Annotated in this window: 16 protein-coding genes; 6 read left to right on the top strand and 10 right to left on the bottom strand. The window is 61.9% G+C overall.

Annotated features, from left to right (window positions below; translation table 11 throughout):
• Positions 1–13 precede the first annotated feature (13 nt).
• Entirely contained in the window at positions 14–1,261 is a 1,248-nt protein-coding gene (gene codA / locus J1G18_RS07620) for a cytosine deaminase (RefSeq protein ID WP_134785910.1), read from the top strand.
• A gap of 128 nt (positions 1,262–1,389) precedes the next feature.
• On the opposite strand, the gene J1G18_RS07625 is transcribed toward codA, so the two are convergent.
• Positions 1,390–2,370 (bottom strand): diaminopimelate epimerase, encoded by a 981-nt coding sequence (locus J1G18_RS07625; protein WP_223007367.1) that lies wholly within the window; start codon positions 2,368–2,370, stop codon positions 1,390–1,392.
• 372 nt (positions 2,371–2,742) lie between these two features.
• Between J1G18_RS07625 and J1G18_RS07630 the strand changes: the two genes are divergently transcribed.
• Together J1G18_RS07630 and J1G18_RS07635 are read left to right on the top strand one after the other, a co-directional pair.
• On the top strand, positions 2,743–3,894 hold the full coding sequence (locus J1G18_RS07630) for an MFS transporter (RefSeq protein ID WP_223007368.1): 1,152 nt from the start codon (positions 2,743–2,745) through the stop codon (positions 3,892–3,894).
• Positions 3,895–3,987: 93 nt separating this feature from the next.
• Entirely contained in the window at positions 3,988–5,496 is a 1,509-nt protein-coding gene (locus J1G18_RS07635) for a trypsin-like serine peptidase (RefSeq protein WP_223007369.1), read from the top strand.
• A 52-nt stretch (positions 5,497–5,548) separates the two neighbouring features.
• Here the strand turns inward: J1G18_RS07635 and J1G18_RS07640 are convergent, their stop codons facing one another.
• The 4 genes from J1G18_RS07640 to J1G18_RS07655 form a co-directional block, all read right to left on the bottom strand.
• Positions 5,549–7,972 carry a TonB-dependent siderophore receptor gene (locus J1G18_RS07640; protein ID WP_223007370.1) on the bottom strand — a complete coding sequence of 808 codons (2,424 nt, stop codon included), beginning with the start codon at positions 7,970–7,972 and terminating at the stop codon, positions 5,549–5,551.
• Between the two features lie 98 nt (positions 7,973–8,070).
• Positions 8,071–9,054, bottom strand: a complete 984-nt coding sequence (locus J1G18_RS07645; protein WP_210557530.1) for a FecR family protein — start codon at positions 9,052–9,054, stop codon at positions 8,071–8,073.
• Positions 9,055–9,094: 40 nt separating this feature from the next.
• Entirely contained in the window at positions 9,095–9,595 is a 501-nt protein-coding gene (locus J1G18_RS07650; RefSeq protein ID WP_003223490.1) for a sigma-70 family RNA polymerase sigma factor, read from the bottom strand.
• Between the two features lie 95 nt (positions 9,596–9,690).
• Positions 9,691–10,068, bottom strand: a complete 378-nt coding sequence (locus J1G18_RS07655) for a c-type cytochrome (RefSeq protein ID WP_098968023.1) — start codon at positions 10,066–10,068, stop codon at positions 9,691–9,693.
• A gap of 221 nt (positions 10,069–10,289) precedes the next feature.
• On the opposite strand from J1G18_RS07655, the gene nhaA reads away from it, so the two are divergent.
• The gene (gene nhaA, locus J1G18_RS07660) at positions 10,290–11,492 is read left to right on the top strand and encodes a Na+/H+ antiporter NhaA (RefSeq protein WP_223007371.1); all 1,203 of its coding nucleotides are present in this window, start codon (positions 10,290–10,292) and stop codon (positions 11,490–11,492) included.
• 139 nt (positions 11,493–11,631) lie between these two features.
• Here nhaA and J1G18_RS07665 read toward each other — a convergent pair whose 3' ends face one another.
• Together J1G18_RS07665 and J1G18_RS07670 are read right to left on the bottom strand one after the other, a co-directional pair.
• Positions 11,632–16,101 carry a hemagglutinin repeat-containing protein gene (locus J1G18_RS07665; RefSeq protein ID WP_223007372.1) on the bottom strand — a complete coding sequence of 1,490 codons (4,470 nt, stop codon included), beginning with the start codon at positions 16,099–16,101 and terminating at the stop codon, positions 11,632–11,634.
• A 113-nt stretch (positions 16,102–16,214) separates the two neighbouring features.
• On the bottom strand, positions 16,215–17,942 hold the full coding sequence (locus J1G18_RS07670) for a ShlB/FhaC/HecB family hemolysin secretion/activation protein (protein ID WP_098968021.1): 1,728 nt from the start codon (positions 17,940–17,942) through the stop codon (positions 16,215–16,217).
• Between the two features lie 343 nt (positions 17,943–18,285).
• Here J1G18_RS07670 and J1G18_RS07675 point away from each other — a divergent pair, with 343 nt between their 5' ends.
• Both J1G18_RS07675 and J1G18_RS07680 read left to right on the top strand, forming a co-directional pair.
• On the top strand, positions 18,286–19,407 hold the full coding sequence (locus J1G18_RS07675; protein ID WP_223007373.1) for an HlyD family secretion protein: 1,122 nt from the start codon (positions 18,286–18,288) through the stop codon (positions 19,405–19,407).
• The gene (locus tag J1G18_RS07680) at positions 19,404–20,996 is read left to right on the top strand and encodes a DHA2 family efflux MFS transporter permease subunit (protein ID WP_223007374.1); all 1,593 of its coding nucleotides are present in this window, start codon (positions 19,404–19,406) and stop codon (positions 20,994–20,996) included. Before J1G18_RS07675 ends, J1G18_RS07680 begins: the two co-directional genes overlap by 4 nt.
• Before the next feature lie 151 nt (positions 20,997–21,147).
• Here J1G18_RS07680 and J1G18_RS07685 read toward each other — a convergent pair whose 3' ends face one another.
• The 3 genes from J1G18_RS07685 to J1G18_RS07695 all read right to left on the bottom strand — a co-directional run bounded on the left by J1G18_RS07685 (position 21,148) and on the right by J1G18_RS07695 (position 24,203).
• Positions 21,148–21,588 (bottom strand): carboxymuconolactone decarboxylase family protein, encoded by a 441-nt coding sequence (locus J1G18_RS07685; protein ID WP_007968280.1) that lies wholly within the window; start codon positions 21,586–21,588, stop codon positions 21,148–21,150.
• A 97-nt stretch (positions 21,589–21,685) separates the two neighbouring features.
• Positions 21,686–23,128 (bottom strand): mechanosensitive ion channel domain-containing protein, encoded by a 1,443-nt coding sequence (locus J1G18_RS07690; protein ID WP_134785898.1) that lies wholly within the window; start codon positions 23,126–23,128, stop codon positions 21,686–21,688.
• 208 nt (positions 23,129–23,336) lie between these two features.
• On the bottom strand, positions 23,337–24,203 hold the full coding sequence (locus J1G18_RS07695; protein WP_098968017.1) for a pirin family protein: 867 nt from the start codon (positions 24,201–24,203) through the stop codon (positions 23,337–23,339).
• Positions 24,204–24,368 lie beyond the last annotated feature (165 nt).

The raw sequence follows: 24,368 nt of genomic DNA on the forward strand, positions 1-24,368 counted from the left end.
AAGGATTCGCCTGATGCACATCATCAACGCCCGACTGCGCAACCAGGACGGTTTGCACGAATTGCACCTGGAAGACGGCCTGATCCGCAGCATCGGCCGCCAGACCGAAGCCCCGACCCTCAACCCCGGCGACCTCGACGCCGGCGGCAATCTGGTGGTGCCGCCCTTCGTCGAGCCGCACATCCACCTCGACGCCACGCTGACCGCTGGCGAGCCGCGCTGGAACATGAGCGGCACGCTGTTCGAGGGCATCGAGTGCTGGGGTGAGCGCAAAGTCACCATCACCGAAGAAGACACCAAGACCCGCGCGAAAAAGACCATCCAGGCCCTGGCCGCACACGGCATCCAGCACGTGCGCACCCACGTCGACGTCACCGATCCGCAACTCACCGCGCTCAAGGCGATGCTCGAAGTCCGCGAAGAATCCCGGCACCTGATCGATCTGCAAATCGTCGCGTTCCCCCAGGAAGGCATCGAGTCGTACCGCAACGGTCGCGAGCTGATGGAAGAAGCGATTCGCATGGGCGCCGACGTGGTCGGCGGCATTCCGCATTTCGAGTACACCCGTGATCAGGGCGTCAGTTCAGTGAAGTTTCTGATGGATCTGGCCGAGCGCACCGGGTGCCTGGTCGATGTGCATTGCGACGAGACCGACGACCCGCACTCGCGCTTTCTTGAGGTGCTCGCCGAAGAGGCGCGCAGCCGCGACATGGGTGCGCGGGTCACGGCCAGCCACACCACGGCAATGGGCTCTTACGACAACGCTTACTGCGCCAAACTGTTCCGCCTGCTCGGGCATTCCGGGATCAGTTTCGTCTCGTGCCCGACCGAAAGCATTCACCTGCAGGGACGTTTCGACAATTTCCCGAAACGCCGTGGCGTGACCCGCGTGAATGAACTGCTTGAGGCCGGGATGAACGTGTGTTTTGGCCAGGATTCGATCGTCGATCCTTGGTATCCGCTAGGCAACGGCAACATCCTGCGGGTGCTGGAAGCCGGGTTGCACATCTGCCACATGCTCGGTTACCGCAACCTGCAGAACGCGTTGGATCTGGTCACCGACAACAGTGCCAAGGCCATGCACCTGGGCGAGCGTTATGGCCTGGTAGAGGGGCGCCCGGCGAACCTGCTGATTCTGTCGGCGGACAGCGACTACGAAGTGATCCGCAGCCAGGGCCTGCCGCTGTATTCGATTCGTGGCGGCAAGGTGCTGATGCAGCGGCAGATGCCGGTGGTGGCGTTCAGCGGCGGACAAATCTGAAACTTTTGTCAGGCTGATGGCCTCATCGCTGGCAAGCCAGCTCCCACAGTATCCAGCAGTGAACGCGTGATTTGTGTTCACCATATAACTCTGTGGGAGCTGGCTTGCCAGCGGAGGCGATTGCCGCTTCAGTCGATCAATCGAGCCGTACCAAACAGCCTGACCCGCACCAATTCGCCCTGCTCTTCTTCGAGCAACACCGGCGCCGTCCCGCCCGGCATGACGACGTGCACTTCGCCGCTCGCCACCCAACCCACCGCCCATGCGGCACACGCCACCGCACTGGCGCTGGTGCCGGAGGACGCTGTCGGCCCTTCGCCACGCTCGAATACTCGGGCGACGATGCGCTGCGCTGACGCAAGCGCGGCCCATTGCAGATTGATGCCCGCCGGGCATGGCTGGCCGGCGCCGGTCGGCATTGCGTAGGCGATTCGGGTCAGGCCTTCAGCCCAGGGCGATTCGCGCATTTGTGAGTTGCTCGGCAGATCGGCGACGTCGCTCAACAACGTCACGCAATGCGGATTGCCGATGCGCACGAACTGGCTGTGCTGCCACGCGGGATCGAGCTGCGCCAATGGTTTTACATGGCTCACTTCATGACCATTGAATTCGCGGTTTTCAACATTCCGGGCGGTCACCGCTGAAGGCCCGAAGCCCGGTTGACCGAGGTTCAGCCAGAAGCCGTGAACGCCTTCGACTGCAGCTGGTTTCACCGAAGTTTCCACGGCGTCGCCCTTGTCGTGATGCACTCGCAGCGACGCCCCTTCCGCCGGCATCAGCCCCTGCTCCAGCAACGACTGGGAAAAAATCGTCAGGCCATTGCCGCTGCGCTCGGCCAAGGTGCCGTCGGTATTGACGATCAGCACGTCGAACGGCGCTGCCGACTGAAACGGGCCGATCAACAGACCATCGCTGCGGTGCGATTTGCTCCCCGCCGGACGCTGGCCCTCCGGCCAGTCGCAGCACAGCGCAATGGCGGCCTGACTCCATGCCTGTCTCGACACAGCACACTGCGCGGCACCGACCGGCAAATCGATCCCCGCCTCACGAAGTGCCTGGGGCGAAATCACCCCGTAAATATTGCCCCGCGCATCGTAGAACTGCGTCATCACCGGCCTCACTCACCTTGTCGAAGCCATCACTGTAAACCGCGATCCCCTGTAGGAGTGAGCCTGCTCGCGATAGCGCAGTGTCACGCACCCTGGTCATTGCCTGAGCCACCGCCTTCGCGAGCAAGCCCGCTCCCACAGTGATCTGCGCATGACAGCAAATTTGTGAGCGCCCGCCATTTAATGTGGGAGCGGGCTTGCTCGCGAAGGCAGTGTGTCAGTCACTATATTCTTTAGCTGACACAGCACTATCGCGAGCAGACTCATCCCTACAGGTTAGGATGTCGACTGCACTTCCCCGAGACTTGCGATCGAACCTCGACGCGCTATCACTGTCATTCGGGGACGCGACGTTTTTTGCCAAGGATCGATATGACCAGCCTCAACCCCCAAGACACCTTCGTCCCCGGACGCCTGCAACAGGTGTCGACGCGCATCGCTTTTTTCATCGCCGGCCTGGGCATTGCCGCGTGGGCACCGCTGGTGCCGTACGCCAAGGCCCGCGCCGGGCTCGATGAGGGTACGTTGGGCCTTCTGCTGCTGTGCCTGGGGGTCGGCTCGATTCTGGCGATGCCACTGGCGGGGATTCTCGCCACACGCTTTGGCTGTCGCAAAGTCGCCACCGGCGGCACCCTGCTGATTTGCGCGGCGCTGCCGTTGTTGGCGACGGTGTCGTCGATACCGGCGCTGATCGCCACGCTGTTCATGTTCGGCGCCGGTTTGGGCACGGTGGATTCGACCGTCAACCTGCAAGCGGTGATCGTCGAACGCGCCAGCGGCAAGCACATGATGTCCGGCTTTCATGGCCTGTTCAGCCTCGGCGGGATCGTCGGCGCGGCCGGTGTCAGCGCCCTCCTCGGCCTCGGCCTGACGCCACTGGCGGCGATGCTGGTGGTGGTGGCGGTGTTGATCGGCGCGCTGGTCAAAGCGGTGCCGCACATGCTGCCGTACGGCAGTGAAAGCTCGGGCCCGGCATTCGCCATTCCCCACGGTATCGTGCTGTTCATCGGCGGGATGTGTTTCATCGTGTTCCTCACCGAAGGCGCGGCGCTGGACTGGAGCGCGGTGTTCCTCGCACAGGAACGCGGGATCGACACGGCGTATGCGGGCTTGGGTTACGCCGCATTTGCCCTGACCATGACGGTGGGACGCCTGCTGGGTGACCGGATCGTGCGCAGTGTCGGGGCTACGCGGATCATTCTGTTTGGCGGGCTGCTGGCAGCGGCAGGCCTGTTTCTGGCGACCTTCGCCCCGAGCTGGGAAGCCGCGCTGCTGGGGTATGCGCTGGTCGGCGCCGGCTGTTCGAACATCGTGCCGGTGCTGTATACGGCGGTGGGCAAGCAGACGGTGATGCCGGAAAGCATTGCGGTGCCGGCAATCACCACGCTGGGTTACGCAGGGATTCTGGCGGGGCCGGCGGTGATCGGTTTTGTCGCGCATGCCAGCAGTTTGAGTTTTGCGTTTGGCTTGATGGCGGTGTTGTTGGTGGCGGTGGCCATCGGCGGCAAGACCTTGAAAGTCTGAACATTGGCGCGGTACCTGTCAGGTTTGACAGTAGACAAGCCCTGCCCCCAATCATAGGGTTGATTTCCAGCTCAGGAGGAAAGGAAATCCGGCATGAACATTGGAACAGGATCAGTTATTGCGCTAATCACTATTCTCCAGGGATGCGCTTCCGTTAATCGATACGACTGGGGCGAAGGCACTGCCAATTTTGCGCCTGCTGAGCGGCTGGCCAATGCCAGCGGGAACTATGCGCATTGGCAAGCCATTGGCCGTGTTGAAGTTGAAGGCGGCATGACCTGCTCCGGCACGCTCATTGACACACGAGAACCCGATACAGTGTCGCAACCCGCCTACGTACTGACCTCCGGACACTGCACACACCCGGAGATAGCTAATAACGAGATCATCGTCAATCAACCGGCAAAGGGTCGGGTGACGTTCAATTATTTTTTTGACACGCAACCGCAAAGCCATTCCTACAGCGTCAGTCGCATTGTCTGGAGCACGCTACGCGGTCAAGACCTCTCTATCGTTGAACTTCAACAGCCTCTCGAACAGTTGATCAGAGACGGTATCCAGCCGTTGAAATTGGCGCAGACCCCGCTGGTCGCCGAAGACAATATTCTGATCACCGGCGCGCCCATGAGCGGTTTCATTCAGCGCATGGCCTGCAAGCAGGAACACTCGGCAGCGATCATTGAAGGCCCATGGCGTTGGGTCGGACAACCAAGCAACCGTTGCCTCGATGTTGTCAGTGGGCTTTCAGGCTCGCCATTGCTTGCGCGTTACACCAATGAAGTTGTGGGTGTGCTGGGCACCACCACTCGCGGGAGTGAGCGCGATCGCTGCAACAAAGGCGCGCCCTGCGAAGTCTCGAGGGGACAGGTCGATAAACGCAGCGATACCAACTACGCCTCCACAACCGATGGACTGGGCGCCTGTTTCGCCAAGGGGCATTTCAATCCACGTCTGGGCGGTTGCCCGCTTGGAGAGAACTGGTCGTTTCCTGGTTCGCCGAAAAACAGCGGTTACATTAAGGTCGAGCGCGACGAACATGGACAAGTCGTGCCTTGGCGATGGCTGCAAACTTTCACCACAACCGCGCCTTACTACCGCTATCGCTTTACGCGCAGTCTGGACGAATGTCAGAACCTTGATGGCTACAGCCCAGTGCAAACGGCTGAACCGGACGCTGATAATCAATTGAGTCATGAACTCAAAGACGGCTCAGGCCTGTACTTTCTCTGCCTGATTGGCCAACAGCGACCTACGGACGCACCCGGGCAGTGGGCCGGAAGAACCCCTAGCGTCTATTGGCGCTGGTTGATGGAGGCGCCCGCACCGCTGGAGCCTGCCTATCATGTCGAATTTGTGGGTGGCGACGAATACGACATCAGAGTATTTCCGGTTGTACCGGATCTGGATCCCTCCGGATTTCAATACAAGTATGGCCAGCCCGGAAGCATCAATTGCAATGATGGGCAGGGATTTCAACATGTATCACCCTCCACAGGTGTGTTCCATGTTTCCGTCGCCAATGGCCGGCAAAACGTCTGCCTCAAAGGCGCAGACCTGGCGGGGAATCCCGGACCGACCATCGACATTCTGATTCCTCAATAGCTCAGGCCTGATGTAGCTGAGCCGTGTGAAACCGGTTCAGCGCCTCCCAGCGCTAGAATCCGACGCTGGCCTGCACAAAGAACGTGCGCGGTGCGCCCACATACATCCCCGAATTGTTGTCGCTGGAACGGGTGAAATACTGCTTGTCGAAGATGTTTTTCACCCCGGCGCCGAGCTTCAGGTTCGACACCTGCGGCCCGAAGTCGTACCCGCCGCGCACGTTCCAGGTCACGTAACCCGGGATGTCGCCGTACTGCCCGTCGGCCGTGCCTTCGGTGATGTAGTTGCCGTTGAAGCTGCCATCGGCGTTGACCCCGGTGCCCGGCGAGCGCTGTTTCGACTGGGCAAAACCGTCGATGTTGTAGGTCCAGCGATTGACGTCGTAGCGCAAGCCCACGGTCGCCACCTGCCGCGAATAGAACGGCAGATCACGGCCCTTGAAGCCCGGAATCTCGCCTTCGTAAGTCGCTCGGGTGTAGGTGAAACCGGCGTTGGCGGTCAGACCGTCGAGACGCGGATCAAGCGCCGCCATGTCGTAATGCACCGATGCTTCGATACCCTGGTGCTTGGTCGCGCCGAGGTTGGTCCAGCCGACATCGTTGCTGATGTATTGCAGTTCGTCATCGAAGTCGATGTAGAACAGCGTCACTTCCCCGCCCCACACGTCATCGTTGTAGCGCGTGCCGATTTCGTAGGTCTTGGCCTTTTCCGGCTCCAGGCCGTTGGCGGTCTGGTCACCCGAGCCGCCCTGGCCGAGCTGGAAATACTGCAGGCTGCCGAACGAGGTTTCGTAGTTGGCGAACAGTTTCCACGCGTCCGACAGGTGATACATCACGCTCAGCGCTGGCAGCGGTTCGTTGCTTTCGATGCTGCGGTTTTTCTCCGGCACGCGTTTGCCTGCAGTGTCGAGCACGGCGCGGTCATGCCAGTCAGTGCTGATGTGTTCGAAGCGAATGCCCGGGGTGATGGTCCAGTTGCCGACGTCGATCTTGTTGTCGACATACACCGAGTTGGCCTCGGTGCCGCCGGTGCGGTCCTGGAACACATGGCCGTCGGACGTCGGCGTGACCACCGGCTGATTGTTGACCAGCGCCAGACGGCTCGACTGCTCGTGCATCGCCTCTTTCAGGTAGCGATAACCAACGCTGACTTCCTGGGTGGTCGGGCCGACGTCAAACACCCGCGACACCCGCGGCTCGACACCGAGGGTGTAATAGGAACGCGGGTACGAGCTGAGGGTTTTCTGATCGCGGGCGGCGATGGTGCTGCCGCGAAAGCTGTCGGTGTAGTAGGTGAGGATTTCTGCCTGAGTGCGCTCGTCGATCTGCCGAATCCACTTGAACGACACGTCTTTGCGCCGACCGCTGAAGTTGTCGTAATCGCGCACCGAATCATACGGTTTGTCGTCGTACTGCTTCTGCGTCAGGCCGCCGGGCATGTCGGCGCTGGCGTCGTAGTAATGGAAGTTGAGGCTGAAGTCGTCCTGATCGGTCGGCGCCCAATGGGTCTTGAGCAGCACGTCGTCGATGTCGTTACCGTTGTTGCGCTCGCGGTAACCGTTGCCATTGACCCCGGAATACAACAGCGCCACGCCCATGCCGTTGTCGGCGGTGCCGCCGAGAAACGCCGTGTCGATGTGCTTCCAGCCGCCGTAACGGGTGGTTTCCAGGGTGGTGCCGATTTCCCCGGTGGCCTTTTCCGGGATGGCGCGGGTGACGAAGTTGATCACCCCGCCGACGTTCTGCGGGCCGTAACGCACGGAACCGGCACCGCGTACCACGTCGATGCTGTCGAGGTTGCCCGAGGAGATCGGCGCCATCGACAGTTGCGGCTGGCCGTACGGTGCGAACGCTGCCGGCACACCGTCGATCAGCACGGTGGAGCGTGGCGACAGGCGCGAAGTCAGGCCACGCACGCCGACGTTCAGCGCGATGTCGCTGCCGCCGGTGCCGTTGGAGTCCTGCACCTGTACGCCCGGCACACGTTTGAGCACATCACTGACGTTCATCGCGCCCTGCTCGACCATGGCTTCGCGGCGGATCACCGTGCGTGCGCCCGGGTGGTTCTGCACCACGGCGGCATCGGCGTCGCCGAGCCAGTCGCCGACCACTTTGATGTCGGTCACGCCCAGTTCCAGCGGGCTGTTGCTGGCGGCGGTCGCGACTGGCGCCAGAGTCACCGAGCCTTCGTTTATCTGATAGTCGAGGCCGCTGCCCTGAAGCAATTGGCGCAGCGCCTGCTCGGGGGAAAGATTGCCGTCAACCGCCGGCGCCTGTTTGCCGGCGACCAGATCCGGGCTGAAAAACACTTGCAGCGAAGTTTGCTGGCCCAGTTCGCTCAGGGCCTGACCCAGCGGCTGGGCGCGGATGTGAATGGCCTCGGCGGCATAGGCCAGCGGCATCGCAGCATTGACCGCCAGCGTCAGCGCCAACGGTAACCAAGGGGATTTTTTGTTGTTGGTTGAGGTGTTTTTCACGTCGAACGTAGTCCTGTGGAGCGCAAGAGTGTGCGTCTGTTAATGCAAACCAGTTGCAGTTGAACAGGAAGACGATGAACTCGAAAAAAACCTGAATGTTATTTTGAAATTATTTCCTGACTGCCATCGGCCAGGGTGCGAACGGCCACCGGCAGGATGTTTGGCAGGGCCTTGAGCAAGGCGTCGGTGTTGTCGGATTTGAACACGCTGGTCAGGCGCAGACTGGCCACGGCCGGGTTGCTGACCGTCAGCGGCTTGTCGCGATAACGCGAAACTTCCGCTGCCACTTCGCCGAGGCTGGCGTTGTTGAACACCAGTTTGCCGCTGCGCCACGCCGTCAGTTCGGCGGGGTTGACCGCATATGCGGCGGCGACGCGACCCTCGGCATCGACGTGGGTACCGAGACCTGCCGTCAAGTTGATGAACTCGTTGTCCGGCGCATTGCGCCCCTGCACCTTGACCGTGCCCTGCTCCACCGCGACCCGGGTTTGCATGACATCGCGGCGCACATCGAAACGCGTGCCGGTGACCGTGACCTTGCCGCTGCCGGCCTCGACCACGAACGGCCGCGCCGTGTCGTGCTGAACGCTGAACAGCGCCTCGCCTTCACTCAATTCGATCAACCGCCGGTCCTTCTCATAACGCACCTGCAGACGGCTGCGGCTGTTCAGGTCGATCACCGATCCGTCCGGCAGCGCCACATGCTTGCGCTCACCCAGCGCCGTCGCGAACTCGGCGCTGTAGCCGTCGGGGTGATTCAGACCGCTGAACAGACCGAGGCCGAGCGCCACCGCCAGCACACTGGCGGCCACGGCATAGCGCAGCAGCGGGCGACGTTCGCGACGGGCCGGCGGGGTTTCGACGAGGGCCTTGAGGCGTGGCGCCGGCAGCAGATCCGCCGCCGTCCACAGGCCTTGCAGCAACTGGAATTCGTCACGGTGTTGCGGATGCTGGTTCAGCCAGGCGTCGAAGCGCTGCTGTTCGTCGGCACTGATCAGCGGTTCCTGCAAACGCACAAACCAGCGTGCCGCCTCATCGCGCACCGTTGTTTGCCCGCACGCGCAATCACGGGTATCCATCATGGAATGTCCTGTCGGGCTGGGGATGAAACGCGGTGGCCGCTCATGACTGCATGCCGTCGAGGCGATCGCGCAAGTGGCGCAGGGTGCGGATCATATACTTTTCGACCATGTTCCTCGACAGCCCCAGGCGTTCGGCGATTTCCGCCTGGGTCAGCCCTTCGATCTTCTGCCAGACGAAAATCTTCCGGCAGTTGAGCGGCAGCTCCTGCAGCGCCCGTTCGATGGAGTCGGCCAACTGGATCGCCTGCATGTAATGCTCCGGGTCGCCGGTTGACGACACACTGTGATCGATCGCCTGCGACTCCATGGCTTCCCGTCGATCCTCACGCCGATAACCGTCGACCGCGATGTTGCGTGCGGTCTGGTGCAGATACGCCCGTGGCTGCTGCACCGCTGCCGAATCGGATTCGAGCACCCGCACAAAGGTGTCGTGCGCCAGATCCTCGGCCTGCGCGCGGTTGCGCAGACGCCGAGTCCAGGTGCCGATCAACTCTTCGTAATGCTCGAAAAAGCCGGGTCTGCGGGGCAGCATGGGGTTCATGACAGCGTGCTGGGGAAAGAGTCGTGAATAGTAATGCTTCCTATTAAGGCCGGCAATTCATTCCTTGGAGACCCGATCCGCCGTTCATCTCCAGGTCATCGTGCTTTTGCAATCACCTCACTCATGTATTGATGCAGATCGCGAAAATCCTGAACGCTCCAGGCGTGCGGCGCGATCTTCACGCCGTTGTCCTGCAAGGTTTTTGGAATCAGGTTTCCATTGGGACGAAGGATGATCGAGGACACGATGACGCCCGGATAATCCTTAAGGCGTTTCTTGAAGGTGGCTGTTGTCAGGTCAGGCGTTGGCGGATTGCTTTTATTGGCCAATGGCCCGGTTGCCTTGATATCGGCGCCGTGGCACACAGCACAGCGCTGGACATAAAGATTTTTGCCGTTGGCATTTTCCGCAACGGACAGGGAGGTCTGAATGACTGATAACAAAGCGAATAAGGTGACGAGGGTTGTTTTCATTTTTATAGAGCAGAGGCTGAAACGGACGACGCACAGCTAAGCACACATCAGGAAGCCAATTTCCACGTATCGAGAAATTGCCGGGCAGCGACCCACGTCGTCGAGTTTTTCGCAGCCGTCCCGCCTATTGTGTAAAATGCCGCCCGGGTGCCACCGCAACAACGCGGCAGGGCAGGTTTAATTCAGCGCAGGTCGGGCCGCCGCGCGGAGTTGCTGTGCCTATGAGCCACGATCCGTCACGCCTGCAGGCTGCCCGTCAGGAGTCGCCTTCTGCCCTGGCCTTTCTCTCGCGATTTTTCGCCGCCGAGTCCGCCGGTGGCCTGATTCTGATGGCCGCTGCCCTGGCCGCGCTGCTGGTCGCCAACTCGCCTTGGGCGGCCACGTATTTCTCGACCTTGCACATCAAGATCGCCGGTCTGTCGATCGAGCATTGGGTGAATGATGGCCTGATGGCGATCTTCTTCATGCTGGTGGGCCTGGAGATCAAGCGCGAAATGCTCGCCGGTCAGTTGTCGACCTGGGGTCAGCGCGCGCTGCCGGGCTTCGCCGCGCTGGGCGGGATGCTGGTCCCGGCCCTGATCTACGTCGCGATCAACTGGGGCAATCCGCAGACCCTGAGCGGTTGGGCGATCCCCGCCGCCACCGACATTGCTTTCGCCTTGGGCGTGCTGTCGCTGCTGGGCAAACGAGTGCCCGTCTCGTTGAAAATCTTCCTCTCGGCGCTGGCCATCCTCGATGACCTGGGCGCAGTGGTGATCATCGCGATTTTCTACACCAGCGGCCTGTCGGTGAGCATGCTGCTGGCCTCGTTGGCGGTGATTGCACTGCTGGTAATCCTCAACCGCTGCGGTGTCAGAAAGCTTTGGCCATACCTGATCGCCGGCGCCTTCCTGTGGTTCTTCATGCTGCAATCGGGGATCCACGCGACCCTCGCCGGGGTGATTCTGGCCCTGTGCATTCCGCTGGGAAATCCCGAAGACGAGCACAACTCGCCGCTGCTCTACCTCGAAGAAAAAATGCATCCGTGGGTGGCGTTCGCCGTGGTGCCGATTTTCGGCTTCGCCAACGCTGGCGTGTCATTGGCCGGCATTTCTCCGAGCAACCTGCTTGAGCCGGTGCCGCTGGGCGTGGCGCTCGGGCTGTTGTTCGGCAAGCAGATCGGAATCCTCGGCCTCGGCGCCCTGGCGATTCGCAGCGGCCTGGCGCAACTGCCGCAAGGCGCGAACTGGCTGCAACTGTACGGCGTCGCCCTGCTCTGCGGGATCGGCTTCACCATGAGTCTGTTCATCGGCGCGCTGGCGTTCCCGGGCGCGCCGCATCTGGTCGACTCGGTGAAGGTGGGTGTGTTGCTGGGTTCGATTTTGTCCGCGCTGCTGGCGGTGGTCGTGCTGATGAGTGCGGGTAAGGCGAAGGCTTCGAGCTGACCGCCAGATCGGGTCGAGACAGAAAACCAATGTGGGAGCGGGCTTGCTCGCGAAAGCGTCAATTCAGTCAGCTAATTTATCGACTGAACCACCGCCTTCGCGAGCAAGCCCGCTCCCACAGTTTTTACAGCGGTGCTGCTCAGCCTTTTTCGTCGATCCCGGCCTGTAGGGTCTGGCTGTCCAGATTGCCGCTCAGGGTCACCGGACCGACTTTCAGATTGCCGTTATCGAACGATACCTTCGGTGCGTTCTCCTCGGTTTTCTGCGGCAGATCCAGTCCGGCTTTTACCCCGTAGTTACGGTTGACCAGATCGCTGCTACTGACCTTCGAACCGCCCAGATCCACCTTGCCCTCAGGCGATGAAATCCGCGCGCCAGTCAGCTGCGTTGCGCCGCCCACCGCAAGATTCACGCCCTGATTGCCACTGATGCCGGACGCCTGCACCACGCTGTCCTTGTGCGCGTATTCGCCTTGCGCTTTCAGCGTCGGTTTATAGTCGGTGCCGGCGAGTTTTTCCTTGTCGCTCGGTGGATTTTTCTTCGCCGTCAGGCCCAGATCAACATCGACCTTGGCCTGCGTCTTCGAGTCCTGACGGCTTTCGACGGTCAGATCACCGGCAACCTTGCCGCCGACAGTGTTCGCGTCGATCCGCGCGCCAGACAGTTGTGCATCGCCTGCGCTATTGAGTACCACGCTGTCAGCCTTGATATGGCTGTTCTGCTGGGTGGTGCCTTGCAGGTAATCGACGCCGACCTTGGCCCCGGCGTTGAAGCCGTGGTCACTGCTGGCCTTTTCATCGGCTGCGGTCGGGGTCTTGCTGCTCAGGTTGCCGCCGGCATTCAGCGCGACGTTCCAGTTGTTGCGGCTCTCGGTGGACTGCGCCGATTCCTGAACCAAACCGCCCTTCTGCGCATCGATGCTGACGTTCGGCGCGCCGACTTGCGTGCCTTGCAGGTGCACCGCGTCACCGCTCAAGGCGACGTTGCTCTGGCTGTTGAGCTGGCCACCGGTCAGGGTTTGCGAGTTTTCGTTGACCCGACCAATGTTGAAGTTACCGCTCAGATTACCGCCCTGATCGCGACTCTTCTCGCTGCTGGATTTGCTGCCGCCGCCCTTCAAACCGCCGCCGAGATTGCTGCCAGTCGCGGTGTGGATATCAACGGCCGCTTGCAGATCGAGTTTGCCGTCAGCGTGCAGCTCAATGCCGCCGGCGCTGTCGATCTGCGTGCCTTGCTGAACCTGATTGCCACCGCTGCTCAGTTGCACCGGGCCGTTACCGCTGATGCTCGCCACGTGAGCCTGGGTGTCATTGGTCTGCTTGCCGGTGTGATCAAGCTGGAAGCCAGCGCCGAGGTCGACGTTGGTGCCGTCGGTGCCCGGCAAGGTGCCGACCGTCAGCGAGCCGTTGCCGCGCAGGCTGGAGTCGCTGCTGCTCTGGCGGTCGGTAGCCTGATTCAGCGCCAGATCGCCGCCGGTCTTGATGTTCACACCGCCCTGCCCGCCGTCGAAACGGCTGCCAGCGAACTGCGCATCACCGCCCACCTTGATGTTCACGCCTTGGCTGCCGGCAAAACCGCCGACCACTGCGGTGCTGCTGTCCTTGCTGCTGTAGCTGTTGCCACCCGCGCCGCTGCCGGCGACGTTCACGTCCTCGCCGGTCTTGGTGTAGACGCGCACGTCGACCTTGGCGTCCACCGAGTTATCGGTGCTGCTGTGAGTGTTGCTCGCGGCATCGGCAACCAGTTTGTCAGCGCTGATGTTGACCATGCCGTTGCTCGCACTGTACTGGGTGCCCTGGTCGTGCAGGTTGCCGGCGGTTTTCACGTCGACACTGCCGCCGTCGAAACGGCTGACCACAGCGTTGCTGCTCTGCTCGGTCTTGTCGGCGCTGCCGTGACCGATCGCCACGTCGAGGCCGACGTTCGGCTGGCCGAGATTGCTCAGGGCTTCCTTGTCCGGCACCTTGCCGTTGAGCACATCCTTGACCGCACCGGCAATCGGGCGGGCGATGTCCTTGTACTCGACGTTGGCGCCGATGTCCGCCGACCACTTGCTCTGGTTGTGAGTGCTGCTTTCGGTGTTGCTGGCGGCGCGGTTGTCGACCTCGTTGGCCGCGACGTTCAGACCGTTGCCAGCCTTGACCTGCGCGCCTTCGGTCAGCAGTTTGTCGGCATTGATGTTCAGGCTGCCGCTGCTTTGCACGTGGGTGGTTTGCGCGGTGGTTTTGCTGCTGCTGTCTTGCGTGGTGCTGTGGGCAAAGTCGACGCCACTGCCAGCGCGGTCGAGGCCACCGGTGTAGTAGAAACCACCGCCGGTGCTGGAGGTGTCGGTCGAAGTTTTGTGGCTGTCCTGTTCGGCCAGCAACGACACGTTCTTGCCACTCAGCGTGGTATCGCCAGCAGTGGATTTGACTTCACCGCCCTTGATTGTCAGATCGCCGCCGGCCTTCACTTGCACGGTGGTGCCGCTGAGACTGGAGCCTTGCTGGTTGACGTCGTTGCGGGTGACGGTCTGCTGCTTGTCTTCGTAGTGCACCCCGGCGCGGTATTGCTCCGGCGTTTGCTCTTTGGCGTAGGCATCGAAGCCACGGGTCTCGGTGGTCGAACTGCTGTCGTGGGTGTTCTGCGTGGAATGCACGTTCACATCCCCCGCAGCGTCCGCCGTCAGCGCGCCGCCAGCCTTGACCGTGGAGCCGGCCACTTCGATGTCCTTGGCGCTCTTGAGTTTGAGGTTGCTGTCGGAAACCAGCTCGCTGCGCACCGTGGTGCTGTCCCTGGAATTCTGCCGCGACTCGTCCTTGGTGATACCGAAGAATTTGCTGTCCTTGTCGTGGTTGTTGCTGTGCGAAGTGTCCTGCACACCGTCGATCACCAGCGAACCCTGATCGCTGATCACGCTGGCCTCGGTGCCGCCACGGACCTGGCTGCCGCTGATGCGCACGTCGTCAGCCTTGACGATCAGTTTGCCGGCCGCATTGATTTTGCTGCCCTGATGCCGGGTCTGGCCCTTGTCGGCATCACCGGTCTTGCCGAAGAATCCGCCGCCAACCAGGTCGCCGGAGTAACTGTTGTTATTGCTGCGACTGGTGCGGGTGGCCGTGGTGACGTCCACTTGCTTGCCCGCCAGTTTCACATCGCCGGCACTGTTCAGTTCGGCACCTTCGGCGCGCAGCAACGCGGCGGTTTGCAGAGCGATATTGCCGCCCTTCAACTGACTGCCGATGCTGCGCTGTTCTTCGCTGCTGTTGTTCCAGTCGGCCTTCCACAGATGCTTGCGATGGTTGCCCTGATCAGTCTGGGTGTGGCTTTCGGTGGCCGCGGTCAGGCGCAGATCGCCGCCACTCTGCACATCGAGATTTTTCGCCGCTTCAACCTTGGCCGCTTTGAGTTCGGTGTCTTTGCCGGAGGTCAGCTTGACGTCGCGGCTGGCGACGATCTGGCTGCCGTGCTGGCGAGTTTCACTGTCGGTCTGGGTCCGGTCGTAGGTTTCCCAAGTGATGCCGATGGTGCTGTTGCTCCAGTTCTCGCGTTTTTCCTGAAGCTTGCGGCTTTCTACGGTGCTCAGGGTCAGGTTGCGCTTGGCATTGACGTTGACGTCGCGACCACTGACATCGGTGGCGGCCAGCGTCAGGTCGTTGCCGCTGTGCAGGCCGACATCACCCTGACTGCTGCGAATGCTGGCACGCGTCACTTCGAGGCTGTTGGGGATGGCTTCACCGCTGACGCTGAGATCGCCAGCGGAACGGATCTGCACGCCGTCACGCCCGGCCACTTGCACCGCCCCCACACGCACGCCCGCGCCTTCGGCGGTGCTGACGATATTGATGCGCCCGGCCTGCATCGCGCCGAACAGGCTGGCGTCGATGCGCTGATCCTGGGTATTGCCCGCCGGGTCCACGGCTTTGACCTGACCGCTGGCGTAATCGACCTGATTGCGCCCGACGGTGAGGTTCAACTGATCGCGGGCATCGATGCGGCCCTGGCTGTCGATACGCGGGGCGATCAGATTGACCGAACCCTCGGCGTTACGCAGGCCGCCACTCTGGATCTGCAACTGACCGCTGGCGTCGCGGGTGTTCAAGGCTTGCAGTTTGCCGTCGTTCAACTCCGGACGACCGACCAGCAGACTGGCGTTAGGCGTGTTGATGAAACTGCCGCCGTTCACCGAAATGCCGTTGGGGTTGGCCAGCACGTAATCGGCGGCGCGGCCGAAGATTTCCTGGGCGCCGTTGATGGCCGAAGGGTTGCGGCTGATCACCTCGTTGAGGATCACGCTCGCGGCCTGCCCCTGCAGTTGCGGGTTGGCTGCCAATTGCCCGGCGAGCTGCGATTGCCCGGCCTGCAAGGCGTTGTTCAGCACCAGACCCTGACGGTCGACGTTGTAGTCGAGGAACTGGTTGTGCGACAGGCCCGAGCCGTTGGGCGCGACGATGTTGACGATGGGCACGCCGCCCTGGGTCTGCAGTTGCGCGGTGCCGCCGGGGCCGGGAGCGACCACCACACCGCCGGCGATGGCGCTGGGCAGGTGCACGGCGAAGAACAGGCTGGCGATCGCCCAGCGCAGTTTGCCCCGAGGAGAAAGATGGAATGCAAAGGTGTGTGCTGGCATAAAAACGTCTCCATGTAAGTACGGCATCACGGCACGCGATTTGGTCTTGGCCGTGGCTGTCGCGCTCAGATCCGACGGCGGTTTGTTCACTGCTTGATGAGTCTCGCTGGTGCTCATATCTGCAACCCCACGCGCATCAGCCAGGTCTCTGGCTCGTGCTGCAAACCGTTGGGGGTGTTGAGGGCGCGTTGGTAATCGACGTCCACTTGCAGATTCTTCCAGCCCAGATTCAGCCCGACGCTGGCGCCGCTCAGGCGCTGGCCCTGGGCGCCGTGGTCGGCCTTGAGCCAGCCGTTGTCCAGGCCCACCCGCGGGGTGATCTGCACCGGCCAATCGCTACGCAGCGGCAGACGCAAGGTGTTGCGCCAGATCGCGCCGCTGGCGCCGGATGCGCTGCTGACCCGATAGCCGCGCACCGCCGAATCATCGGTGCCGAGCAACTGTTCGATGGCCGGTAACGGGTCGGGGCTGTATTGCAGATTGAGCTGGCTCTGCCACTGCCACGCTTGCGCGCCGAACTGGCCGTTGCGCCATTGGCTGAGGCCAGCGCGGTACTTGCGAAACTGCGCTTTGGGCAAATTGTTGACCGCATGATTGGCGTCGTCATCAGCGCCCAGCCAGCGCAGGCCTTGCGAATAGGTGAAGTCGAGGTTCCACACCGCACGGTCGAGCCAGAACAGATTGAGTCCGGCTTCGGCCACGGTCAGGGTCGGGCTTTGAATGCCCAGACGGACATTTTCCAGATAGCTGTCGACGTCCTTGTGTGCCAGTTGCAGGTTTGCGCTGAGCTGACGGCTCTGGTCGCGCCACAACACGCGGTCGGCGCGCAGGCTCAGTTGATCGGTGAGGCCGGTGCTGTACAAGGTCGCACTCGGCAGCTTGAACGGCGCGCGGTATTCGGCGTGGCTGGCGAACGCGCTGTAGGTCCAGTAGCCGTAGGGAATCGCGTAATACAGGCTGGCGTTGCGACTGTAGCGGTCGCCCTGATTCAACGTGTCGCTGGCACTGAGGCTCAACAGATCGTTGAGTTGCAGCGGGCTGTCGAAGCTCAGGCTGACGGTATTGCGATCCCGCCCGGTGCTGGCGCTGCCAAGGTTGTCCATGCCCAGGCCCAACGCCCAGCGCGACTGCCCGGAGGTGCGCGAGCGCAGGATGATTCGCGACGCGCCGGGCTGGCTGCCGGGGGCGATGTCGGCGGTCAGGTCGATCGAGCGCAAGCGGTTCAATTGATCCAGGCCCTGCTCCAGATCGCGCAGGTTCAGCGGCTGGCCGAGCATGTGCGGGAACGCGCCGCCCAGCGAAACGGGCAGGCTCTGATCGGCCAGTTCGATGGACTCGATGTAGCCCTCGTCGATCATGATGTCCAGCGACTGCCCCGCCGCCGGCGCGCTCAACAGGTACGGGCGGCTGGCGATGTAGCCCTGCTCGACGTAGCTCGCGGTGATGGTCGCCAGCAGATGGTTGATCTGGCCGACGCCCATGCACGGCGCCAGCAGCGGTTTGATCCGGGCGTTGAGCTTGGCGCTGTCGATCAGCGTGACGCCACCGATACGCGTGCCACTTAGCGGCCAGCAGCGCTCATCGGGGGTGACGGTTTGCGGGATCGCCGGGGTGACCGGTGCCGGGCCGAACGCACCGCGCTCCAGTTGGCGCTTGCGTTGTTCCATTTGCAGTTGTTGCAGATCGCGCTGTTGCTGTTGCTGCTGGCGCAGCACTTCCTGGCCCGGCGCAACAGGATCAGCCGCTTGAATCGAGGAGGCACACACACTCAACACAAAGGCCGACAACAGCGGGCAAAGCGTGGAACGACGACGGAAAACAGCGCAAAGCAAATACGGCACGCAACATCCTTGCAATCATAAAGTAGCGTAATGCCACCTCATCAATGCGAGTGATAGTCAGAGCCTTCCTACACAAATGCAAGACGCTTCCTACAACGCTTACATTTCTTAAACATTTGATTTTGCTGTGTTCAACGTCAGTCCCTCAGGGGTTCCCCGAGGGCTTTCATCGAGTTCTCGAAGATTTGGCCCCGTATTACGGGCGCTGTCGTTTGTCGAAACCGCTCCAAACCCCGAGGCCGGGTAAGCAACTGACGATCGGCACAAAAACATAATTGCCACAAAATATTACTTGCGTCATATTACAGCCGTAATAACAGCCCGTTTCCGCAGGTATTACGCCATGACCAGCATGCCAACCGTTGAGCCAGACCTGTCTGCCCCGGTCACCCCCGCCAAGCCGCCACTGCGCAAACGCCTGCTGCTGACCGGCTCTGGCTTGGTCGCGCTGGTCGTGGTCGGCGTTTACGCCAGTCATTGGTGGGGCACCGGGCGTTTTCTTGAAGAGACTGACGATGCCTACATCGGTGGCGACGTGACGGTGATCGGGCCGAAGGTCGCCGGTTACATCGAAGAAGTGCTGGTCAGCGACAACCAATCGGTCAAGGCCGGCGACGTGCTGATCCGCCTCGATGCGCGCGACTATCGTGCCAATCTCGCCAAAGCCGAAGGCGCCGTTGCCGCCGAGGAGGCGCTGCTGGCCAACCTCGACGCCACTGAACAACTGCAGCAAGCGGTGATCGGCCAGGCCCGCGCCGGCATCGATGCCGCCGGTGCCGAAACCGCCCGCTCGCGGGATGACAATGCGCGTTACAAACGTCTGGTCAGCACCAATGCCGTGTCGGTGGAAAGCGCCCAACGCGCCGACGCCACCTTCAAGACCGCTCAGGCCCTGAGTGCCCGCGCCCAGGCCGAATTGCTTGCCGCACAGCGCCAACTGGCGGTGATCGACACCCAGAAACAACAGGCCCGCGCCGCCCTGCAACAAGCCCGCGCCGAGCGTGATCTGGCGCAGTTGAATCTCGGCTACACCGAGCTGCGCGCGCCGGTTGACGGCGTGATCGGCAACCGCCGCGCGCGGGTCGGCGCCTATGCCCAGGCGGGTTCGCAACAGCTGTCGGTGGTACCGGCCAGCGGTCTGTGGGTCGATGCCAATTTCAAGGAGGATCAACTGGCGCGGATGAAACCCGGGCAACGGGTGAGCATCCGTGCCGACGTGCTCTCCGGCCAGGAATTCCACGGCCGCCTCGACAGCCTCGCCCCGGCCACCGGCTCGCAATTCAGCGTGCTACCGCCGGAGAACGCCACCGGCAACTTCACCAAAATCGTCCAGCGGGTACCGGTGCGAATCCTCCTTGATCCGGCTGACGGCGTGCTCGGCCATCTGCGGCCGGGGCTGTCGGTGACCGCTGAAGTCGACACCCGCGCACAAGCCGAAACCAGCGCCGTGGCTATCGCGCCATGAGCACCGCCCTCGCCGCCCCGGCGCAACCGTTCAACGCCGCCGACATGGCCACTGCGACCAAAGTGTTTGCCTTCGCCACCATGTGCATCGGCATGTTCATCGCGCTGCTGGACATCCAGATCGTCTCGGCCTCGCTGCGCGACATCGGCGGCGGGCTCTCGGCCGGCACTGATGAAACGGCGTGGGTGCAGACCAGTTACCTGATCGCCGAAATCATCGTGATTCCACTGTCGGGCTGGCTGTCGCGGGTGTTCTCCACGCGCTGGCTGTTTTGCGCCTCGGCGGTCGGCTTCACCTTGGCCAGCCTGCTCTGCGGCGTGGCCTGGAACATCCAGAGCATGATTGCCTTTCGGGCGCTGCAAGGTTTTCTTGGCGGCTCGATGATTCCGTTGGTGTTCACCACCGCGTTCTTTTTCTTCACCGGCAAACAACGGGTGATCGCCGCCGCGACCATCGGTGCGGTGGCTTCGCTGGCGCCGACCCTGGGTCCGGTGATCGGCGGCTGGATCACCGACATTTCCTCATGGCACTGGCTGTTCTACATCAACCTGGTGCCGGGGATTTTCGTCGCCGTGGCCGTGCCGATGCTGGTGAAGATCGACCAACCGGAACTGGCGCTGCTCAAGGGCGCGGACTACCTGAGCATGGTGTTTCTCGCGCTGTTTCTCGGCTGCCTGGAATACACCCTCGAAGAAGGCCCGCGCTGGAACTGGTTCAGCGATCAAACGATTCTGACCACGGCATGGATCAGCGGTCTGGCAGGTCTGGCCTTCATCGGACGCACCTTGCACGTGGCCAACCCGATCGTCGATCTGCGCGCGCTCAAGGATCGCAACTTTGCCTTGGGCTGCTTCTTTTCCTTTGTCACCGGGATTGGTCTGTTCGCAACGATTTACCTGACGCCGCTGTTTCTCGGCCGGGTGCGTGGATACAGCGCGCTGGACATTGGTCTGGCGGTTTTTTCCACCGGGGTGTTCCAGATCATGGCGATTCCGCTGTATGCCTTTCTCGCCAATCGCATGGATTTGCGCTGGATCATGATGATCGGCCTGGGCCTGTTTGCCGTGTCGATGTGGGAATTCAGTCCGATCACCCACGACTGGGGTTCCGGCCAGTTGATGCTACCGCAAGCGCTGCGCGGGATCGCCCAGCAACTGGCGGTGCCGCCGGCGGTGACGCTGACCTTGGGGGGCTTGGCACCGGCGCGCTTGAAGCACGCTTCGGGGCTGTTCAACCTGATGCGCAATCTGGGCGGAGCGATCGGCATTGCTGCGTGCGCGACCATTCTCAATGACCGCACCAACCTGCACTTCACCCGCTTGGCCGAGCATTTGAACAGCAGCAACGAGGCGATGAATCAGTGGCTGGCGCAGGTCGGTGGCAACCTGGCGACACTGGGTCAGAGTGGTGACGTCGGCGTCACCGCAGGCCTGCGTCAACTGTGGCTGCTGACCTACCGCGAGGCGCAGACCCAGACCTACGGCGATACCTTTTTGATGATCATGCTGTGCTTCATCATTGCCACGGCGATGGTGCCCTTGATGCGCAAGGTGCAACCACCGGCCGCGCCGAGTGCGGATGCGCATTGATCACCCTTCTGAAGTTTTGCACTTTTCACTGTGGGAGCGGGCTTGCTCCGGGCGGCGATCCGACGAAGGCGGTGTGTCAGATAACCACTAAGGTGACTGACACGACGCCTTCGCGAGCAAGCCCGCTCCCACAGTTTTCGACCGTGAACTGTCAGAGCTGTGGGGTTTTGCGGAAGCCCACCGCCAGACGGTTCCAGCTGTTGATGGTGCTGATCGCCACGCTCAGGTCGACCATTTCCTTGGGCGTGAATTGCGCCGCGACGATGTCGTAGTCTTCGTCCGGGGCGTGGGTCAGGCTCAGCTGGGTCAGCGATTCGGTCCACAGCAGCGCAGCGCGTTCGCGCTCGGTGAAGAACGGCGCTTCACGCCACGCGGTGACGGCGAACAGTCGACGCGGGGTTTCGCCGCCCTTGATCGCGTCAGCGGTGTGCATGTCGATGCAGAATGCGCAGCCGTTGATCTGCGAAGCGCGCAGCTTGACCAGTTCGACCAGGGTCTTTTCCAGCGGCAGTTTCGAGACCGCGGTTTCCAGGGCGATCATCGCTTTCAGGGCGTCTGGGGAGGCGGTGTAGAAATCGGTACGAGCTTTCATGATTGAGTTTCCGGGGCCAGTGAATGTGTGACTAAGGTAGTCCCGCACTTGCCCCGGACAAATAGCCAATCTCCCGGAAGACGAGTAGACCACCCTGTCACACCCGATTGCGCAACCAGTGCAGGAACCCGGTTTTCGCCACCACGGTCGGCACGTCCTGGGTCAGGCTCTGGGCCTTGTGCAGGCGATAATCGAGCAAGGCCTTCATCGCCTCATTGATGTCGTGTCGGGCATCCAGGCACGGCTTCAGGTAGGTCTTCTCGATGCGGTACAGCGCACAGAAGGTTTTCGCCGCAAAGGTCGCCGGCACCGACGAATCGGAGAGGATGCCGGCCTCGCCGATCACCTCCCCCGGCCCCATGCGCCCGGATTCGAACGGGCTGCCATGGCGAGTCAAGGTCACGCTGACCACGCCCGATTCGATGATGAACAAATGATCGCTGACCTCCCCGGCGTCGAGGATCGTCTCGCCGGCACGGAAGGTTTGCAGGGTCATGTTCTGGCTGAAGGTGTCTTTCTCTTCCTGGCGCAGCGTGGAGAAAATCGGCGAACTGTCGAGCAGCGCCCGCGGCCGCGAGAGGTTGCCGGCGACGATCGGTTCGACACTCGACAACAGATTGATCCCGGATGCCTGCAGATGCCGGTAAGCCAGATCGAACAGCTGATTGCGCACTGAGCGCTTCTGATCCATCGACGAGACAAAACCGCTGATTTCATATTCCGCGCCGGCGCTGCTGGAGCTTTTCAGCGCGACACTTGGCGAGGGATTGTCCAGCAGCGGGCGGCAGCCCTGCATCGCCCGCTCCAGCGCATCGATCACCGTATTGGGCCGGGCATGCGGGCTGACCTGGACACTGACGGCCACCCCGAACATGTTGCTCGGACGGCTGAAGTTGATGATCTTGGCCTTGGCCGCCAGCGAGTTGGGAATCACCGCCATGCTGCCCTGACTGGTCTGCAGACGCGTGGCGCGCCAGTCGATGTCGATGACCCGGCCTTCGGTGCCATCGATCGAAATCCAGTCATCGATCTGATAGGGCTTGGTGGTGTTGAGCACGATCCCGGAAAACACATCGCTGAGGGTGCTCTGCAACGCCAGACCGACGATGATCGCCAAGGCCCCGGACGTCGCCAACACACCTTTGACCGGCAGATCCAGCACGTAGGCCAGGGCCGCGATAATCGCGATCAGGAAAATCACCGCACCGAGCAGATCCTGCAACAGCCGTCCGGTGTGGCCGACCCGCTGCATCATCACCGCGCCGATCAGCACGGTCAGGGTGCGCGCGCCGAACAGCCACCAGCCGATCTGCAACCCGGTCGCCGCCAGGTGCAGCGGCACGTTGTCGGCCCACGGCGCCGGCTCCATCGGATTCAGGCCTTCGTTGAACAACAGCACGCTGAACAGGCTGAAAATCAGTACCCGCACCAGCAGCTTCCACTCGCTGCCACGGGAGCTGATCAGGCGCCACAGCCCGAGATCGAGGAGGATCAGGATCAACGCGCAAAACAACGGATGTTCGGTCAAAAAAGACAACATCAAAGCACTCCGACAGGGCCCGGTCGCGAGAAGATCGCACAGATTGGGCAAGTGTAGGAGTAATTGATTTCAGAGGCAGAACACCAGCGCAAAAACACCGGAAAGCCCCTGTGGAAGCGAGCCTGCTCGCGAAGGCGGTGGATCAGTCAGACATGCATTGACTGGCACTGCGCTTTCGCGAGCAAGCCCGCTCCCACAGGGGTGAAATTTACCCGTGCATTTGGCCAAAACGTCCCGACTGGAAGTCGGCGAATGCCTGATGAATTTCCTGCTCGGTGTTCATCACGAACGGGCCATGGCCGACAATTGGTTCGTCGATTGGCTCGCCGCTGAGCAGCAACACCACTGCGTCTTCACTGGCCACAAGGGTCAACTGACGACCGTCGCGCTCGAACAGCACCAACTGCCCGACACCCGCCGTTTGCGCACCGTTGATCTGCACCGAACCTTTCAACAGCACCAGCGCGGTGTTGCGTCCCTCGTGCAGATCGAGCGTCAGCAATTTGCCGGCGTTCAGCCGCAGGTCCCAGACGTCGATCGGCGTGAAGGTGTGCGACGGGCCTTTATGCCCCTCGAACTCACCGGCAATCAGCCGCAGCCGGCCGGCGTCGTCCTTCAGCGCGATATTCGGAATATCGCCGTCGAGAATGGTCTGGTAGCCAGGCGCAGCCATTTTGTCCTTGGCCGGCAGGTTGACCCACAGCTGCACCATTTCCAGCTTGCCGCCGGTTCTGGCGAAATCATCCGAGTGGAACTCCTCGTGGAGGATCCCGGACGCGGCGGTCATCCACTGCACATCGCCGGGGCCGATGGTGCCGCCGCTGCCGGTGGAGTCGCGGTGCTGCACTTCGCCGTCGTAGACGATGGTCACCGTTTCAAAACCACGGTGCGGGTGCTGGCCGACGCCACGGCGCTCGGTGGTCGGGGTGAATTCGGCCGGGCCTGCGTGATCGAGCAGCAGGAACGGGCTGATGTGTTTGCCCAGGTTGTCGTAGGAAAACAGGGTGCGCACCGGGAAACCATCGCCGACCCAATGGCCGCGAGGGCTGGTGTAGATACCGATGATGTTTTTCATGGTTGCCTCCAGAAAAGGTGGGTGACGCAATGGATTAAGCTTAAATCCATAGCGTTTTGAGGACTAGACGGCAAAAACCGGCTTTAGTGTTCCATTTATAGAACAGTCCCACCGTTGAGTCTCGATCCTTGCGGGAGCGGGCTTGCTCGCGAAGGTGCCAGTCCG

This window comes from Pseudomonas sp. MIS38 (assembly GCF_019891575.1).
Taxonomy (GTDB): Bacteria; Pseudomonadota; Gammaproteobacteria; order Pseudomonadales; family Pseudomonadaceae; genus Aquipseudomonas; species Aquipseudomonas putida_A.